The organism is Clostridium polynesiense, assembly GCF_000820705.1.
Classification (GTDB): domain Bacteria; phylum Bacillota; class Clostridia; order Clostridiales; family Clostridiaceae; genus Clostridium_AA; species Clostridium_AA polynesiense.
This window is the reverse complement of record NZ_CCXI01000092.1, coordinates 1-18,229: the sequence shown is the minus strand read 5'-3', so window position 1 is coordinate 18,229 and position 18,229 is coordinate 1. Positions and strand designations below refer to the sequence as shown.

The following is an 18,229-nucleotide window of genomic DNA, read 5'->3' as shown; positions in this document are numbered from 1 at the left end:
GCCTTTATGGTTATAACTCCTTCTGAAGTAAACCTTATAGCGTTTTCTAAAAGGTTATTAAGTATCTGCTGAAGTCTGTTAATATCAGCATAAACTAAAGGTATATTATTGGGAATTTCGTTATTTATAGTGATCTTTCTTGTATTCAAGTCTCCCTTAACTATTAAGGTAACTATATCTGTCAGCTGTTTTAAATTAACTGAATGTCTATCTAAGATGATATCATTATTATTAAGTTTGGAATAATCTAGGATATCATCCACTAATTTAGAAAGCTGCACGGCGCTGTAGTTTATAAGTTTTGTATCTAAAAGCTGATTAGAGCTTAATTTATTATTATCGGATACTATTGATTCTGTTAACCCTATAATACTGCTCATAGGAGACTTGAGTTCTTTGGATATATAGATTAAAAATTCATCTTTAAGTTTATTATTTCTTTTAAGTTTTTTAGAGAGCTTTTCAATATTATTAAAGCTGTCTGCATATTTATCCGCTATCAAATAACTTTGGAGGAGAAGAAATATGAGAAAACCTAAATTAATAAATGAAAAGCTGTTATTTAAAAAGTACTTTCTTACAATTTCATAAAGGTTAGTTATGAAAAGTGACGATGCTGACAAAAAAATAATCAAATAAGAATTAAAATCTATTAAACACTTTTTAAACAGCTTAACCACTGCATAAAGCATTAAGCTTAATGTAATAAACTGATATACAGAAAACACAAAAAAATGATACTTTACAGGAGCTAAAGCTAAATATACCACATAGAAAAGCAGTGAATACTTACCTATAATTATTGACACAGGATGAAGAAGATTAGGGTATAGATTCCCCAGATATACTATAAATATAGATAAATAAGTGAAAAAAGAAATACAGTATAAAAAAATATATAACCTCCATGGAAGAAGGGGAACAAACTTTAGAAGAAGTATATGATCTGTTATGGATAACCTAAGTATGAGTATTATGCAGAAGATTCCCAATAACAACGGATAGGTTTCAAATTTTCTTTTACTGTAAAGGGTAAAGTTATATATGCACATAACCATAGATATTCCTATAAGAAGCATATAAAAACCTACATGATAAAAATCAAAATCCTCTATGTAACTTATATCCTGAGAAACAAAATTAAAGAGATCCCTGCCGTGAGAATCTATTTTTGATGTATCCACTTCTGTTAAGAGTCTGTTATTAACATAGGAAATACTTTCATTTTTCCCTGATATAAGTCCGCCATGTCTGGAATTAGGGAAAAAAGATAAAGTTAAAAATATCAGTAGGATTATTAGCAGAAACTTGCTTATTTGTATATTATTTTTCATATTATCCTCTCCATAAATTATTGCCAATGATAATTTTATCATAATATACCAAAATATGTAATGGTTAATATATTTATTTTAAACTTTTACATCTAAACTTAAGAAAACACTTGAGAGGGCGAATATAATTAGTATACTAATTTTTTTGGGGGACGGGAAATGATTACTAAGGGGAACAACAAGATAAAAAGACGTGTGAAAAAAAGAAGGAATAAAACTGATAATGCTGAGGGAATAAGCATTTCAAAACAGATGTTAACAAAAAATGGACTTCTTAAAAGGCTGGTTAGCATTTTTTCAGTGGTTATCTTACTTTCATTGTCAGTGCTTTCTGCAGGAAACTTCTTTATAACAAAAAGTGTTTTAATAAAGGATTTTAAAGGATTAACCAATCAAATATTAAATCAGAACAAAAATTATGCTCAAGTTATAGATGAAAGCATAGAACAGATTTCTATGCAGATAGCTGCTAATGAGGAGCTGATACAATACCTAGCTGGAATTGACTCTAAAAGCCATGGAGAAATAACCCTGGCTGCTTTAAATACTAATAAAGAGCTTGTAAAGCTGGTTGGCATAAACAACACTAAAATAATTGAAAATGTTTACCTACATACTTTTTTGGGGTTTTCCTCTTCTTCAGACAATAATTCTTTTCTTCATGATCAAGGGGATAAATGGAATTCAGCTAAAGAAGAACAGTGGTTTAAAAAGGCATTAGAGGCTGAAGGAAAGGGAGTATGGATACCAAAGCATACTTCTCAGGTTAACGAGGACGAAAAATATATAAGCTATGTTAAGCTTTTAATGAATCCAAACACCTTAAAGCCTTTAGGGATTATTCAGATAAATATGGACCCTTACGTACTATCTAAGTCTATTGAAGAGGCAGATATAGGAAAAGACGGTAAAATAAATATCATAGATAATGATGGCTACATAATAGCAGGGGAAAATCAAGTTAGGGCAGGACAGCTGTTTGATACTTCTTATCTGAAATATATTTTGGAAAATGATTCTGGAGCAGGAGAATTTAATGAAAAGGGAAATAGAATTTATGTAATACACAGTACTCTTCAAAAGAACGGATGGAAGTTTATAGCTGAAATACCATATAAGGAAATATATTCTTCTGCAAAAAGCATTGGTATGATATCACTAATACTTATGGGTTTATGTATAATTATTTCGGTTTTAGTTTCTGTATATAATACCGTGCAGATAACAAAACCTATATATGATATTATTAATATTACTAAACAGCTGGCTTCCGGAGATTTTAATGTAAGCACAAAAAAATATTCACTGGCTGAAATGAATCTTTTAAGTGAAAACTTCAATAATATGATTGAGAAATTAAAGGATGCCTTATTAAAAACAAGAACTCTTGCATATGAAACCAGCGATGTTTCAAGAAACCTTCTGGTTTTATCCCAGAGTTTATTTGAAAAATCTGAGGATATAGTGAGATCTGTGGAAGAAATATCAGAAGGCTCCAATAAGCAGGCTGAAGATACGATGAACTGTGCCGAGGTTTCGAATAAGCTCAGTGGTGAAATAAATACTACTATTAATCTCCTTGAAGAAGTAAATTCATCTAAAGAGGAAGCACTAAAGGTTCTTATTTCCAGCGATAAGGTGATAAACTCCTTAAGTGAAGCTTCCTATCATAACTCCAATGCTATGGATAAGGTTGCTGTGACTGTTGAAAACCTTGAAGAAAAAACTAAAAATATTTTAGAGATTACAAGCAAAATAAATGACATAACCAATCAAACTAATTTATTAGCGTTAAATGCTTCTATAGAGGCTGCAAGAGCCGGAGAGGCAGGTAAAGGTTTTGCTGTGGTGGCAAATGAAATAAGAGAGCTTGCAGAACAATCCCAGGAAGCAGCACAGGATATAAAAAATATAATAAATGGAGTAAAGGAATCTATAAAGGAATCCATGAATATATCTGAAGGGGCAAAAGAAACCTTCGCCAAAGAACTGGAGGAAGTGGGAAAGACCATTAAAGCTTTTGTATCCTTGACAAAAAGCGTTGAAAAGGTTTCTTCTTCAGTAGAAAAAGCTATGAGTTCAGTTTATGTTATGTCAGAGGATAAGAATCAGCTCGTAGAGGTTATAGGCAGCATAGCTGCGGTTTCACAGGAAAACACCGCTGTTACTGAGGAGGTTAACGCAGTAATACAGGATGAAGCGGAAGAAAATAAAAAAATACATGAACTGTCTGAAAGCTTAAATATTAAGGCAGAAGAGCTTCAGTTGATAATAGATAATTTCAGGTTTAATTAAAATGTTAAAACAGAATAAATATAAAGGTTAATAAAGTGTCCAGAAACTCCTTGCCATGGGTTTCTGGATTTTTGCATTTAAATGAAGGTATGAAATTCAGATTTTCACATAGACAGATTCTATATAAAGCAGAATTATAACACCCTAACCCATATTTTAAATAAACAAGAATATATTCCTTGCAAAAGTAATATTATTTATTATATAAATTTGTGAGGATTTTTATAGTAATTAATTAAGGGGGATTGTAATGTTTAAAAAAGCAGCAGCGTTTTTTCTTTCTGGAATTTTTGCTTTGAGTTTAGTTGGATGCAGCGGTGGTGGTAAAGATAACCCTGGGCAAAATAAGAAATTCAAAATTGGAGTATTAACAGGTACTGTTTCACAAAATGAAGAGGAGTATAGAGCGGCAGAAAAGATGAAAAAGAAGTATGGAGACATGATAGTGCTTCAAACCTATCCTGATAATTTTACTAAAGAGCAGGAAACTACAATAGCTAATGCTTTAAGCTTAGCTGCAGATCCTGATGTTAAGGCTATAGTTTTTGTACAGGCAGTACCCGGTGCTTCAGCAGCTATAGACAAGGTTAGAGAAAAACGTAAAGATATGCTGTTCATAGCGGGGGTTCCCGGAGAGGATCCTGACATGATAGCATCAAAAGCTGATATAGTACTTCAGGCGGATGAATTAGGAATGGGTACAACCATAATTGAGCAGGCGAAAAAATTAGGAGCAAAGAAGTTTGTTCATTATTCCTTTCCAAGACATATGTCCTATCAAATGCTTGCTATGAGAAGGGATATTCTAAAAGATACCTGCAGCAAATTAGGACTTGAATTTGTAGATGCAACTGCACCGGACCCTACAGGTGATGCAGGAGTTCCAGGGGCACAGCAGTTTATACTTGAGGATGTTCCAAGAAAAGTTAAAGAGCTTGGAAAAGATACAGCATTTTTTAGTACAAACTGTGCTATGCAGGAACCCCTAATAAAAGCAGTGCTTCAGGAGGGGGCTATATTTCCTCAGCAGTGTTGTCCATCACCATACCATGGATATCCTGGCGCACTGGGAATAAGTATCCCTGATGATAAGAAGGGAGATTTAGAGTATATAGTTAAGGAAGAAAGCAGAATAATTGCTGAAAAAGGCGGAAAGGGAAGATTTTCTACTTGGCCTGTACCTATAAATATGATGTTTGTAGAAGGCGGAGTGGAATATGCCAAAGCTTATTTAGAAGGAAATACAAAAGAAAGAAATGACAAAGCCAAGCTTGAGGAAATCTTCACTAATATATCAAAGAAACCTATAAAACTCACAACTTTAGATGATGAAAAGACAAAGAAGAAGCTGGACAACTTTTATATGCTGCTTTCAGAATATATAACATTCTAATATTTTTATCTTAATTTGATTTAGTTTATGGGAGTGAGGCTGGGCTTCACTCCTTAGCATTATGAAATAAGGGGGGAGAATTTTGCAGAAAGCTGATGTTCTTGAAATGAAAAACATTGAAAAGGAGTATTTCGGCAATAAAGTACTTAAAAATGTTTCTCTAAAGATTAGAAGGGGAGAAATCCATGCTCTTTTGGGAGAAAATGGAGCAGGGAAATCCACCCTTATGAACATCCTCTTTGGAATGCCTGTAATTCACAATACAGGAGGTTTTAAAGGACAAGTATTGTTTCAGGGAAAAGAAGCACATATAAAGAGCCCTATGGAGGCAATGAAATCCGGAATAGGCATGGTGCATCAGGAATTTATGCTTATTCCTGGCTTTACAATATCTGAAAATATAAAGCTCAACAGGGAGATAACCAGACACAATTTAGTAAGCAGATTACTTGGAGGTTCTTTAAAAAGCCTGGATTATAAGGCTATGGATAGTGAAAGCAGGGAAGCATTAAACACTGCAGGATTGAATGTGGAGGAGTATGTAAAGGTGGAAGGACTTCCTGTTGGATATATGCAGTTTATAGAAATAGCCAGAGAAATAGATAAAAAAAATATCAGTCTTTTAGTTTTTGACGAGCCTACTGCTGTGCTGACGGAAAGTGAAGCGGAAAAGCTAATGGAGGCAATGGAGAGACTTGCTTCAAAAGGGATAGCTATAATATTTATAACTCATAGATTAGATGAGGTTATGAAAGTAGCGGATGAGATAACCATACTTCGGGACGGTGAGGTGGTGGCAGCAAGGAAGAGCAGTGAAACAAATATCCTTGAGCTGGCTGAATTAATGGTTGGCAGAAAAATTGAAAGGACGGAAACTGATGGAATCAGTAAGGTTGAGAAGAAAGATATAATACTTAAAATAGAAAACCTGAAAGTCAATATGCCCGGGGAAAGGGTGAGGGATATAAATTTAGATATATACAAAGGAGAAATACTGGGTATTGGCGGGCTTGCAGGCCAGGGGAAAATAGGGATAGCTAACGGTATAATGGGACTATTCCAGAGTTCCGGCAAAGTTACTATGGAAGGTAAAGAGATTCCTCTTAACAATCCGCAAGAAGTTTTAAAACAGGGTATAGCTTTTGTGTCGGAAGACAGAAGGGGAGTGGGACTTCTCCTTGAAGACAGCATAGAAAACAATATAGCTATAACTTCTATGTGCATAAATAATGCATTTTTAAAAAATTATCTGTTATTTACACAAAGTAATAGAAGGAAAATAAGAGAGCATGCCTTAAAAATGATAAAGGATTTAGATATAAGGTGTACAGGTCCTCATCAGGAGGTTAAAAGGCTTAGCGGAGGGAATCAGCAGAAGGTCAGTATCGCTAGAGCGTTAACCTTAAAACCCAAAATACTCTTTGTTTCCGAACCTACCAGAGGAATAGACGTCGGAGCTAAAAAGCTTGTGCTGGACCTTCTCACTGCCCTTAATAAGGAGTTTAATATGACGATTATAATGACTTCTTCTGAGCTGGCTGAGCTTAGATCCATATGTGAAAGGATAGCTATTGTATCTGAAGGTAAAATATCAGGAATATTAAAGCCTGAATCCAGCGATGGGGAGTATGGACTGCTGCTGTCAGGACATGCTGCTGATGCATTAATAGGGAAGGAGGAATAATTATGCAGGATAAACTAAAAAGCTGGTATGGAGTCATCGGACTTCCCCGACTTATTATAATTGGATTTTTTATTTTGTTATGCATTCTTTCCGTAGTTTTAGGACTGCCTATAAATATGCTTATTTCAGATACTCTGGTGCGTACAGGAATGAATGGAATACTGGTTCTTGCCATGGTGCCGGGGATTCTCTGTGGAATAGGATTAAACTTCGGACTTCCTTTGGGGATATTATGCGGACTTTTAGGAGGACTGATAAGCATAGAGATGGATCTTACAGGTCTTACTGCACTGTTTACAGCTATCCTGATTTCTATACCCATAGCACTTATTGTAGGATACGGTTATGGAGTTTTATTAAATAAGGTTAAAGGGTCAGAAATGATGGTATCTACTTATATGGGATTTTCCTCAGTATCTTTAATGTGTATAGCTTGGCTTATACTTCCCTTTAACAGCATAGAAATAAAATGGCCTATAGGACAGGGATTAAGGACCACCATTGCTCTTGCTGACAGATATGATAAGGTTCTGGACAATGCCTTAAGCTTTTATATAGGAGGAGTTAGATTTCCTACAGGGTTAATAGTGATGTTTTTATTATGCTGCTTGATAATGTGGATAATTTTAAAGACTAAAAAAGGCATGGCTATGATTGCTGCAGGAAGTAATGAGAAATTTGCTTTGGCATCAGGAATTAATATTCAAAAGAGCAGGATATTCGGAACGGTGCTTTCCACCATACTGGGAGCAGTAGGGATTATAGTTTATTCTCAAAGCTATGGCTTCTACCAGCTTTATCAGGCCCCTATGATGATGGGGTTTGCTGCTGTAGCCGCTGTGCTTATCGGAGGTGCTTCAGCCACAAAGGCAAAAATATCCCACGTTATTATAGGAACTTTATTGTTTCAGGGACTTCTCACCATAGGTCTTCCAGTAGCTAATAAAATAGTTACTGAGGGTAACCTGGCTGAGGTAGTAAGGATAATCATAAGCAACGGAATAATACTATATGCATTAACCAAAGTAGGAGGTAGTGAGGAATGAAAGAGGAAGTAAGTATTATCTCTAAAATAAAAGAATGGTTATTTAATAATATGGTTACTATTTTATTCGTAGTATTATGTGCTGCGGGCATTGAAGTTTCAAGGCAGCCACTTTCCTTCGTTTTAGGGGAATTGGTAACAAGGATTGCAAGGAATCTGTTTTTGGTTTTATCCTTAATCATTCCGGTATTAGCGGGAATGGGTTTGAATTTTGGAATCGTCATAGGTGCCATGGCAGGACAAATAGCAATCATAGCGGTTACCCACTGGAAGATTGCAGGAATAGGCGGATTTCTCCTATGTATTCTAATAAGTACACCTATAGCAATATTGTTTGGATATTTTACCGGAAAGCTTCTCAATAAAACAAAAGGGCAGGAAATGATAGCCAGCATGATACTAGCCCTTTTTGCAAATGGACTTTACCAGCTTTTATTCCTCTTCTTTGTAGGAACTATAATTCCAATGGACAATCCTGTAATGGTTCTCAGCGGAGGAATAGGTATAAAAAATACCTTAGACCTTACCGGGGGAATTAAATACACCCTGGACAGCTTGTTTGAAATGGACTTGTTCGTAACCATAATGGGACTTCTCGCAGCAGCAATTCTCTACAATTTAATAAAAATGCTGATAAATTACAGAAGGACTAAAAAAACAGGAGGAAAATATTTATTTAATCTGCTTATAATTATAGCAGCTATGTTGTGCTCCATACTGATACCTAAACTGAATTTCGCTTTCAAATTTGTAAATGTTCCGATAATCACCTTATTTGTCATAGGAGCAGTAGCTCTATTCAACAGCTTCCTTTACAGAACAAAGCTCGGTCAGGACCTTAGAACTGTAGGGCAGGATATGCATGTTGCTAACGCTTCAGGGATAAAAGTAAACAAGGTAAGGATTATAGCCATAGTCATATCTACGGTATTGGCAGCTTGGGGACAGCTTATATTCCTTCAAAACATAGGAACGCTAAACACCTACGGCAGTCATGAGCAGGTAGGGATGTTTTCTATAGCTGCACTGCTAATTGGAGGAGCCTCAGTATCCAAAGCTACCAATGGACAAGCACTTTTAGGTGTTATACTATTTCACACCCTATTTATAATATCTCCAACCGCAGGGAAAAATTTGTTTGACAATCCTCAGATAGGAGAGTATTTCAGAGGCTTTATAGCCTATGGTGTAATAGGAGTATCACTGGGAATTTATGCCTGGAAGAAAAGCGTGGAGACCAGAAGATTGATTGAGTAATAATTAAAGACATAAAATTAAAATGCAAAAAGAAGGAGAAAATTCCTCCGGAATTTCTTTGAATTATGCTTATTAAAAAACTCCGCCAGGAGTTTTTTTTCTTCATTTATAATTTTTAATTATCCTTTAACAACTATCATTACATGCACATATTATAAATCATAGTTATTTTATGGAGTGAAGACCTTTGCTTTATGCGCTTATATTAGCAGGAGGAAAAGGAACGAGACTTTATCCTCTTTCAAGAAGCGATACCCCTAAGCAATTTCTTAAGGTAGTAAATAATAAAAGTTTTCTAGTAAACACTGTAGAAAGGATAATGCCTATAGTAGAAGCAAATAATATTTATATAGTTACAAATAGAGATTATTTAGAAAAGATAAGGGAGGAACTGCCTTACATTTCCCAGGAAAATATTTTTGTAGAGCCTGCTAATAAAGAGACTGCTACCTGTATAGGTCTTTCTGCAGTTAAGCTTTTAAAAAGAGATAAGGATGCGGTGATGATGGTGCTGCCTTCGGATCATTATATAGAAGACGAAAAGGAGTTTCAGGAAACGCTTATGCAGGCAGTGGAGGTAGCGGAAAGAAGGCGGGGGATAGTTACCATTGGAGTTACACCTACTGCACCGGAAACAGGCTACGGCTATATTGAGATGGGGGAAAGAACTCAGGGAAACATTGCAACCTACAAGGTGGCCAGATTTACTGAAAAACCTAATATAGAAGTAGCAAAAGATTTTTTGCTTAAGGGAACCTATCTTTGGAACAGCGGAATGTTTATTTTCCGGGCAGATGTGATTATAAGGGAATTTGAAAAGTACCTTCCAAAGATATATAGAAGCTTAATGGAGATTTATCAGGCTCTGGATACTCCTCAGGAAAGCAGTATCATAGAAGACCAATATAAGCTTATAGATGGAATATCCATAGACTTTGGAATAATGCAGAAGACAAGAAAGGCATTTGTGATTAAGTGCGATTTCATATGGGATGACATAGGAAGCTTTTCTGCCTTAAACAGATTTTTAAAAAAGTACGGAGGAAATTTTGTTTGGGATAATGTGTTTTTGGATCAAAGTGAAAACTGTTCTGTATTTGGGAATAAGGAAAACCTTATAATAGGTTTTGGAATTAAAGATTTGGTCATTGTAAATGCCAAGGATGTGATACTAATAATGGACAAATGTAAGGATCAGGAGATTAAGCATCTTATAAATGAATTAAGTGAATACTCGGATTTTAAAAAGTATATATAGTAATATTGATGAACTGTTTAATGAATGTTATTAAACAGTTCAATTTGTTTACAGAAATATAAGAGAGGTATTTGTTATAATTATATAAATACTAGAACAATACAGGAGAGGATTATGTTACTTTTTGAAGTTTTAAGCAAATCGAATAATGGAATAGAAGTACTCCATAAGAGGAGTATTTATCCTAAAGCGGATGTAACCTATATAAGTCCTGATACTATAAAGGAAGAAATAAAGGATATAGAATCATCGTCACATATACAGGGGATAAATATGGAACTGGACAGAAGTGATATAAATCTTAGATTAGAAGGATTTGAATATGTAAATATCAGCTCTTTAAAGTATAAATATGCTGATGTTCCTAAATTAGAGGTATTTGGTTCAGGGACAAAGGTCAAAATGGAAAGAATATCTGTAGATAGCTTGTATTTATCCAACTGCAGCGCTTTTATAATCGAGTCTCATATTAATGAAATTATGTTTACAGGGGATAAAGGGATTAAAAATATCTATGACTTAAACCTTGACCTTTTGAAGTCTCATCTGGGAGAAGTAAAAGTAAGAGCAGCCTGTAAAAGGATACATATTCAAAGCTGTCAGGTTAATGAGCTTATCTGCCTTGAAGAAGTAAATAAGATAGAAAGAATAATAATATGGCAGAACTCTACCCTGGAAAAGATTGCTTTAGATGGAGAAATTGAAAAGGTAAAGCTTATAAACTGCAATATTGAGGAACTCAGATTTAATAATAAATGCAGGGTAAGAGAGATTTCTACTTTATATTCCTATATTGAAAGGATTCACAGATGCTTTTACAGCACCATAGGAAATAAAAATATGGATGCATGGATGCTTATGAAACAGTCGGCAAAATATGATAACAGGCCTCATGATTTAGCTGAAGCAGGTTACAATTATTCTAGGCTGGAAAGAAAAACAGTATTAAAGGGTGCTCAAAAAAGTGTGGCTTTCATAATAGAATATACTTCAGGTTACGGATATAGACCAATGAGGACTATAGTTACAGGAGGACTTATATGGATCATCTTTGGGATACTATACTGGATTCTTACAATAAGCGGGTTAGATGGGATAGTGAATAGCTCACAAGGATCCTTACAGGGTGGATGGGCCAGTTTGATGTATAGTATGTATTTTTCAATAATAACCCTGTCTACTACAGGGTATGGGGAAATAGTACCTTTAGGATGGATTGTGAGGATGCTTTCAGGAATTGAATCAGTGCTTGGGGTGCTTATTATGTCCCTGTTTATTTTTACTCTAACCAAAAAATATGGTTCTTTATAAACTATTTAAGAGAATATTGACAGCTTATTATAACTTCTCTATAATGAAGAAGTTGAGATTTACTTTCAGGCATAAGGGAGTAGCTTGCAAGGCTTGTAATTGCCTTGTTACAGAGTCAACATACTGATGTTTACATCTGGCTTTGTATTAAAAAGTGAGACTTATGTATAACGAAGGGTTGCGTTATACATAAGTCTCTTTTTTGTTGAAAAATTAAAGATAAAATAATTTAACTTGGGGGTCAAAAATGAGTACATTATCAATATTTTTAATGGCCTTTGGTTTGGCCATGGATGCTATGATAGTTTCTCTAAGTTTAGGAGTGAGGAGCTGCAGAGAGAATAAAGTAACCATTGGAATAAAAGCTGGGTTATATTTTGGGTTATTTCAGGGGATAATGCCTCTAATAGGATGGATAATGGGGAAAAATTTTGCTAAGTACATTACTTCTATTGACCATTGGGTGGCTTTTACACTGCTTTCACTGATTGGAGGCAAGATGATTATTGATGCTTATAAAGAAAAAGAGGAAGATTCCTGCGTAATGAGCTTTAGCACAAAACTTTACTTAACCCTCGCAGTAGCTACCAGTATAGATGCTTTGGCTGTAGGGCTGAGCCTTGCTTTAGTTAATATAAACATATTAACACCGGTTTTTTTCATAGGTGGAGTAACTTTTATACTCAGCTTTTTGGCAGTAATAGCCGGTGAAAAGCTTGGAAGCTTATTTAAGAATAAAGCTGCTGTGCTTGGAGGCATAATACTGATTTTTATAGGCAGCAGGATATTAGCTGAGCATTTAGAAATCGGTGAAATATTATTAGGTATAATTAACAGATAGAGTAATGAAAAAGTGGATTGGTAAAAATATAGAATTTATACATAAAAAATACATATAAGCCATATTATATAGTTATATAATTAACAAAGTTTTGGGAGATGAAATAAAATTAATTGCTTATTATTTATCAATTAAGTATAATTAATAATAAAATATAGATTATATAATATATACTATGATATTATATAAATTATATATTAATTTCAGTGGAAAATTTAAAATTAAGAATTATACAGAAGAGGTGTGCTATATATGGATAGAAAGAAAAATATTTCTATGGCAGTTATTAAAAGACTGCCTAAGTATTACAGATATTTAATGGAACTATTAAAAAATGACGTGGATAGAATTTCATCTAAGGAATTAAGCGAAAAGATTGGTTTTACCGCCTCTCAAATCAGACAGGATCTTAACTGCTTTGGAGATTTTGGACAGCAGGGATACGGTTATAACGTAAAGGAGCTTTACAATCAGATCAGCGGTATACTTGGTCTTCAAAAGGACTATAACACAGTGATAATAGGTGCAGGAAACCTAGGTCAGGCCATTGCTAACTATACCAGATTTAATAAATTAGGATTTAATTTAAAAGGTATATTCGATGCAAATCCAAAGCTTGTAGGAATTAGAATAAGGGATGTGGATATTGCTGATATAGACGAAATGCCAGAGTTTCTTAAGCATAACAGTATTGACATAGGAATAATCTGTGTGCCTCAAACTAATGCTCAGAAGGTATGCGATATGCTTGTAGAGGGAGGAGTTAAAGGAATCTGGAACTTTGCCCCAATAGATTTGGCTGTTCCTGAAGGCGTTATAACTGAAAATGTACATTTAAGTGAAAGTCTGTTGACACTTGTTTACCTATTAAATGAAGGAAATTAAATTATTCAATATTAATTTGAATAAATGATTGCAAAAAATTTAACAAAGTTATATAATAATAATTGAAGTTAACGCTTCAATTATTTTTTTTGTTTTTGAACAAATTAACATTATTTAACTTTAATAACCATAAATAAATAATAGGGTTTAAGGAGAAAAAGCGAAATTATCCTGGAGCCTATGATTTAAACAATATTTTTCTTAAAGCTATAAATTAAGGAGGATACAACTATGGAATTAAAAAATGTTCTTCTTGAAAAAGAAGAAAACATCGCTGTGGTGACAATTAACAGACCTAAGGCTTTAAATGCTTTAAACAGCGATACATTAAAGGAACTTGAATGGGTAATTGCAGATTTAGAAGAGGATGACAGTATTTATGCAGTTATATTGACCGGAGCTGGTGGAAAAGCTTTTGTTGCAGGAGCAGATATAACTGAAATGAAGGATTTAAATGCCCTGCAGGGAAGAAAATTCTCTATTCTTGGAAATAGAGTTTTCAGAAGATTAGAACTACTAGAAAAACCAGTAATTGCAGCTATACCTGGTTTTGCACTTGGCGGTGGCTGCGAACTTGCCATGGCATGTGATATAAGGATAGCTTCAGAAAAAGCTAAATTTGGACAACCTGAAACAGGTCTGGGAATCACACCGGGCTTTGGAGGAACTCAGAGACTTGCCAGAATAGTTGGAATGGGAAGAGCTAAGGAACTGATTTATACAGGCTCTGTAATTAAAGCGGATGAGGCCTATAGAATCGGTTTAGTAAATAAGGTAACAACTGTTGAAGAATTAATGAATGAAGCAAAAGCTATGGCTAGTGCTATAGCTAAACAAGCACCTATAGCTGTAAAGCTAAGCAAAGCAGCGATAAATAGAGGAATGCAGGTGGACATTGATACTGCATTAAGCTATGAAGCTGAAGCTTTTGGAGAGTGTTTCTCAACAGAAGATCAAAAAGAAGGTATGACAGCCTTTGTAGAAAAGAAATCAGAAAAAAACTTCCAAAATAAATAGCATATCAAGGAGGTAAAATAAATGAATTTTGCTTTATCTAAAGAACAAGAACTTGTAAAACAGATGGTAAGAGAGTTTACCATTAATGAAGTTAAGCCTATAGCAGCTGAAATAGACGAAACTGAAAGATTCCCAATGGAAACAGTGAAAAAAATGGCCAAGTACGGTCTTATGGGACTTCCATTTTCAAAGGAGTACGGTGGAGCAGGTGGCGATACTCTATCTTATATACTAGCGGTGGAGGAGCTTTCAAAAGCCTGCGGTACTACTGGTGTTATATTATCAGCTCACGTTTCGCTATGTGCATCCTTAATTGAAAGCTTTGGAACAGAAGCTCAGAAACAGAAATACCTCGTTCCTCTTGCCAAGGGAGAAAAGATTGGGGCTTTTGGTCTTACTGAGCCTAATGCCGGAACTGATGCTGCTGGTCAGCAGACCGTTGCTTATCTTGATGGAGATAACTATGTGTTAAATGGCTCTAAGATATTTATAACTAACGGAGGAGTTGCAGACGTATTTATAATATTTGCAATGACAGACAGAAGCAAAGGAACTAAAGGCATAAGCGCCTTCATCGTAGAAAAGAATTTTCCTGGATTCTCCATAGGTAAGGTTGAAAATAAGCTTGGTATCAGAGCTTCATCTACCACAGAGCTTATAATGGAAAATTGCATTGTACCTAAGGAAAATCTTATTGGACAGGAAGGAAAAGGCTTCGGAATAGCAATGAAAACCCTGGATGGCGGAAGGATTGGTATAGCTGCTCAAGCTTTGGGCATAGCTGAAGGAGCTCTTGAAGAAGCTGTTCATTATATGAAGGAAAGAAAACAGTTTGGAAAGCCTCTTTCTGCATTCCAAGGACTTCAGTGGATGGTTGCTGATATGGACGTTAAAATTGAGTCAGCAAGATATTTGGTATATAAAGCAGCATGGCTTAAAGAAAATAAAATGCCCTACTCTGTAGATGCAGCCAGAGCAAAGCTTTATGCTGCAGAGGTTGCTATGGAAGTAACTACAAAAGCTGTTCAGCTCTTTGGAGGATACGGTTATACCAAGGAATATCCAGTAGAAAGAATGATGAGAGATGCTAAGATAACTGAAATCTATGAAGGAACTTCACAGGTTCAAAAAATGGTTATCGCTGGTAGTGTTTTGAGATAAGGAGGCAGTTTAATGAAGATTATAGTTTGTATAAAACAGGTACCGGATACTACTGCTGTTAGGATAGATCCAAAAACAGGAACTTTAATAAGAGAAGGAGTTCCATCCATAATTAATCCTGAAGATAAGAATGCTTTGGAAGAGGCTTTAGTGCTTAAGGATAAGTATGGAGCTTCAATAACTGTAATAAGTATGGGACCGCTCCAGGCTAAGGATGCTTTAAGAGAAGCTTTAGCTATGGGAGCTGATGATGCTGTTTTAGTTACTGACAGAGCCTTTGCAGGAGCTGACACCTTGGCAACCTCTAAAGCACTGGCTGGGGTTATAAATAAATTAGGTGATTTTGATATTATCTTTGCAGGTAGACAGGCTATTGACGGCGACACTGCTCAAGTAGGACCTGAAATTGCTGAGCACCTACAAATTCCTCAGGTAACCTATGTTCAGGAAGTTAAGGTTGAAGGGGACGAACTTCATATTAACAGAGCATTAGAGGATGGATATGAAATAATCAAGGTTAAATCTCCAGTGCTGCTTACAGCTATAAAAGAATTAAATGCTCCAAGATATATGCATGCACAGTATATCTTCGATTCTGCTGATAAAGAGATAAAAATTATGACTGCAGATGACATAGATGTAGATAAATCAGAATTAGGCCTTTCAGGTTCGCCTACAAAGGTTAAAAAGTCTATGACAAAGGAAGCTAAAGGACAGGGAGAGGTTATTAATATGCCTGTTCAGGAAGCAGTAAGCTATCTGCTTAAAAAAATGAAGGAAAAACACTACATCTAAGTTAGGAGGTAAAGTAAATGAATATAGCTGATTACAAAGGCGTTTGGGTTTTTGCTGAGCAAAGAGAAGGAGAGCTTCAAAAGGTTTCTCTGGAGCTTTTGGGAGAAGGAAGAAAAATAGCTGATAAGCTTGGTGTTAAGCTTACTGCACTGTTATTAGGTGATAAAATAGAAGCTTTATCAGAAACATTGGCAGCCTACGGTGCTGACCAGGTGCTTATTGCGGAAAATCCGCTGCTTTCTCACTATACTACAGATGGATATACTAAGGTAATATGTGATTTAGTTAATGAAAGAAAGCCTGAAATATTATTTATAGGAGCGACATTTATAGGCAGGGATTTAGGGCCTAGAGTTGCTGCAAGACTTTCTACGGGATTAACTGCAGATTGTACTTCATTAGATATAGATGAAGAAGGCAGATACCTTCTGGCAACAAGACCAGCCTTTGGAGGAAACTTAATGGCAACCATAGCCTGCTCGGAACATAGACCTCAAATGGCTACAGTGAGACCTGGAGTATTTGAAAAGCTTGATAAAAATAATAAAAATTCCGCTTCTATAGAAAAGGTAGAAGTATCTTTAAATGAAAGTGATGTACGCACTGAAATCTTAAAGATTGTGAAGCAGAAAAAGGATATAGCAGACATAGGAGAAGCTAACATAATCGTTTCAGGAGGAAGAGGAGTAGGAGAAAAGGAAAGCTTTAAGCTCCTTCAGGATTTAGCTGAAGTTATGGGAGGAACTGTAGCTGCTTCAAGAGCTGCGGTGGAAAATGGATGGCTGGAAAGAGATTATCAAGTTGGGCAAACAGGAAAGACAGTTAGACCTACTATATATATAGCCTGCGGTATATCCGGAGCAATTCAGCATTTAGCAGGAATGCAGGATTCAGACTATATTATAGCAATAAATAAAGATGAGACAGCTCCTATAATGAAGGTTGCTGACTTAGCTATAGTAGGAGACTTAAACAAAGTAATACCTGAAATTATAACTCAAGTTAAGGCTATGAAAGAGGAAGCATAAGAGTTATAATGAAATGGTAATTTATTGAATATAATATTTTCTTAATAATGGAGGTTTATTATATGGAAAAGATATTTATTCTTGGAGCAGGAACCATGGGCTCAGGAATCGCTCAAGCTTTTGCACAAAAAGGATATGAAGTGGTTTTAAGGGATATAAAGGATGAATTTGTTGATAAAGGACTTGCTGTTATAAATAAAAACTTAAGCAGGTTAGCTGAAAAAGGAAAGATAACACCAGAGGCTAAAGAGGAAATTCTATCAAGAATCAGCGGTACTACTGATATGAATTTAGCTGAGGACTGCGATCTTGTAGTAGAAGCAGCGGTGGAAAACATGGAAATCAAAAAGAAGATATTTGCGGAACTGGATAACATCTGCAAGCCTGAAGCGATTTTGGCATCAAATACTTCATCATTATCTATAACAGAAGTTGCTTCAGCTACTAACAGAGCGGATAAGGTTATAGGAATGCATTTCTTTAATCCTGCTCCTGTAATGAAGCTTGTTGAGGTTATAAGAGGAATGGCTACATCACAGGAAACCTTTGATAAGGTTAAGGAATTATCCCTGGCTATTGGAAAAGATCCTGTTGAAGTTGCTGAAGCTCCTGGGTTTGTTGTGAACAGGATATTAATACCTATGATAAATGAAGCTGTAGGAATTTTTGCAGAAGGTATAGCAAGCGCTGAGGATATAGATAAAGCTATGATGCTGGGAGCAAACCATCCTATGGGACCATTAGCTTTAGGAGACCTTGTGGGATTGGATGTGTGTCTTGCTATAATGGATGTTTTATTTAAAGAAACAGGAGACAACAAATACAGAGCTCACAGTCTTCTTAGAAAATATGTAAGAGCAGGCTGGTTAGGAAGAAAGACCAAAAAAGGCTTTTACGATTATTCAAGATAGAAATTACCAATAAC

15 protein-coding genes are annotated in these 18,229 nt (G+C 35.3%); 14 read left to right on the top strand and 1 reads right to left on the bottom strand.

All coding sequences use genetic code 11. The features are described 5' to 3' along the window. Nucleotides 1-1,334, bottom strand: a 1,334-nt coding sequence (locus tag TA89_RS08475) for a sensor histidine kinase (protein ID WP_040212510.1), incomplete at its 3' end; no start/stop codon positions are given. A 159-nt stretch (nucleotides 1,335-1,493) separates the two neighbouring features. On the opposite strand from TA89_RS08475, the gene TA89_RS08470 reads away from it, so the two are divergent. From TA89_RS08470 to TA89_RS08405, 14 genes are all read left to right on the top strand, one after another. Then, a complete protein-coding gene (locus tag TA89_RS08470) occupies nucleotides 1,494-3,629 on the top strand; it encodes a methyl-accepting chemotaxis protein (protein WP_040212508.1) in 2,136 nt (711 codons plus the stop codon). Between the two features lie 250 nt (nucleotides 3,630-3,879). Then, nucleotides 3,880-5,022 (top strand): DUF3798 domain-containing protein, encoded by a 1,143-nt coding sequence (locus tag TA89_RS08465; protein ID WP_040212507.1) that lies wholly within the window; start codon nucleotides 3,880-3,882, stop codon nucleotides 5,020-5,022. Nucleotides 5,023-5,104: 82 nt separating this feature from the next. Continuing rightward, nucleotides 5,105-6,706 carry a sugar ABC transporter ATP-binding protein gene (locus TA89_RS08460; RefSeq protein WP_147590097.1) on the top strand — a complete coding sequence of 534 codons (1,602 nt, stop codon included), beginning with the start codon at nucleotides 5,105-5,107 and terminating at the stop codon, nucleotides 6,704-6,706. 2 nt (nucleotides 6,707-6,708) lie between these two features. After that, a complete protein-coding gene (locus tag TA89_RS08455; RefSeq protein WP_040212506.1) occupies nucleotides 6,709-7,752 on the top strand; it encodes an ABC transporter permease subunit in 1,044 nt (347 codons plus the stop codon). Next, the gene (locus TA89_RS08450) at nucleotides 7,749-9,008 is read left to right on the top strand and encodes an ABC transporter permease subunit (RefSeq protein WP_040212505.1); all 1,260 of its coding nucleotides are present in this window, start codon (nucleotides 7,749-7,751) and stop codon (nucleotides 9,006-9,008) included. The genes TA89_RS08455 and TA89_RS08450 overlap by 4 nt, the downstream gene beginning before the upstream one ends. Before the next feature lie 187 nt (nucleotides 9,009-9,195). After that, the gene (locus TA89_RS08445; RefSeq protein WP_040212504.1) at nucleotides 9,196-10,266 is read left to right on the top strand and encodes a mannose-1-phosphate guanylyltransferase; all 1,071 of its coding nucleotides are present in this window, start codon (nucleotides 9,196-9,198) and stop codon (nucleotides 10,264-10,266) included. Between the two features lie 114 nt (nucleotides 10,267-10,380). Continuing rightward, nucleotides 10,381-11,577, top strand: a complete 1,197-nt coding sequence (locus tag TA89_RS08440) for a potassium channel family protein (RefSeq protein ID WP_040212503.1) — start codon at nucleotides 10,381-10,383, stop codon at nucleotides 11,575-11,577. Between the two features lie 247 nt (nucleotides 11,578-11,824). After that, a complete protein-coding gene (locus TA89_RS08435; protein WP_040212502.1) occupies nucleotides 11,825-12,418 on the top strand; it encodes a manganese efflux pump MntP in 594 nt (197 codons plus the stop codon). A 252-nt stretch (nucleotides 12,419-12,670) separates the two neighbouring features. Continuing rightward, complete coding sequence (locus TA89_RS08430) at nucleotides 12,671-13,303, top strand: redox-sensing transcriptional repressor Rex (RefSeq protein ID WP_040212501.1); 633 nt, start codon at nucleotides 12,671-12,673, stop codon at nucleotides 13,301-13,303. A gap of 231 nt (nucleotides 13,304-13,534) precedes the next feature. Further along, the gene (locus tag TA89_RS08425; RefSeq protein ID WP_040212500.1) at nucleotides 13,535-14,320 is read left to right on the top strand and encodes a short-chain-enoyl-CoA hydratase; all 786 of its coding nucleotides are present in this window, start codon (nucleotides 13,535-13,537) and stop codon (nucleotides 14,318-14,320) included. Between the two features lie 21 nt (nucleotides 14,321-14,341). Beyond that, a complete protein-coding gene (locus tag TA89_RS08420; protein WP_040212499.1) occupies nucleotides 14,342-15,481 on the top strand; it encodes an acyl-CoA dehydrogenase in 1,140 nt (379 codons plus the stop codon). 12 nt (nucleotides 15,482-15,493) lie between these two features. Next, the gene (locus tag TA89_RS08415; RefSeq protein WP_040212497.1) at nucleotides 15,494-16,276 is read left to right on the top strand and encodes an electron transfer flavoprotein subunit beta/FixA family protein; all 783 of its coding nucleotides are present in this window, start codon (nucleotides 15,494-15,496) and stop codon (nucleotides 16,274-16,276) included. Nucleotides 16,277-16,293: 17 nt separating this feature from the next. Next, nucleotides 16,294-17,304 (top strand): electron transfer flavoprotein subunit alpha/FixB family protein, encoded by a 1,011-nt coding sequence (locus tag TA89_RS08410; protein WP_040212496.1) that lies wholly within the window; start codon nucleotides 16,294-16,296, stop codon nucleotides 17,302-17,304. A 62-nt stretch (nucleotides 17,305-17,366) separates the two neighbouring features. Then, the gene (locus TA89_RS08405) at nucleotides 17,367-18,215 is read left to right on the top strand and encodes a 3-hydroxybutyryl-CoA dehydrogenase (RefSeq protein WP_040212494.1); all 849 of its coding nucleotides are present in this window, start codon (nucleotides 17,367-17,369) and stop codon (nucleotides 18,213-18,215) included. Nucleotides 18,216-18,229 lie beyond the last annotated feature (14 nt).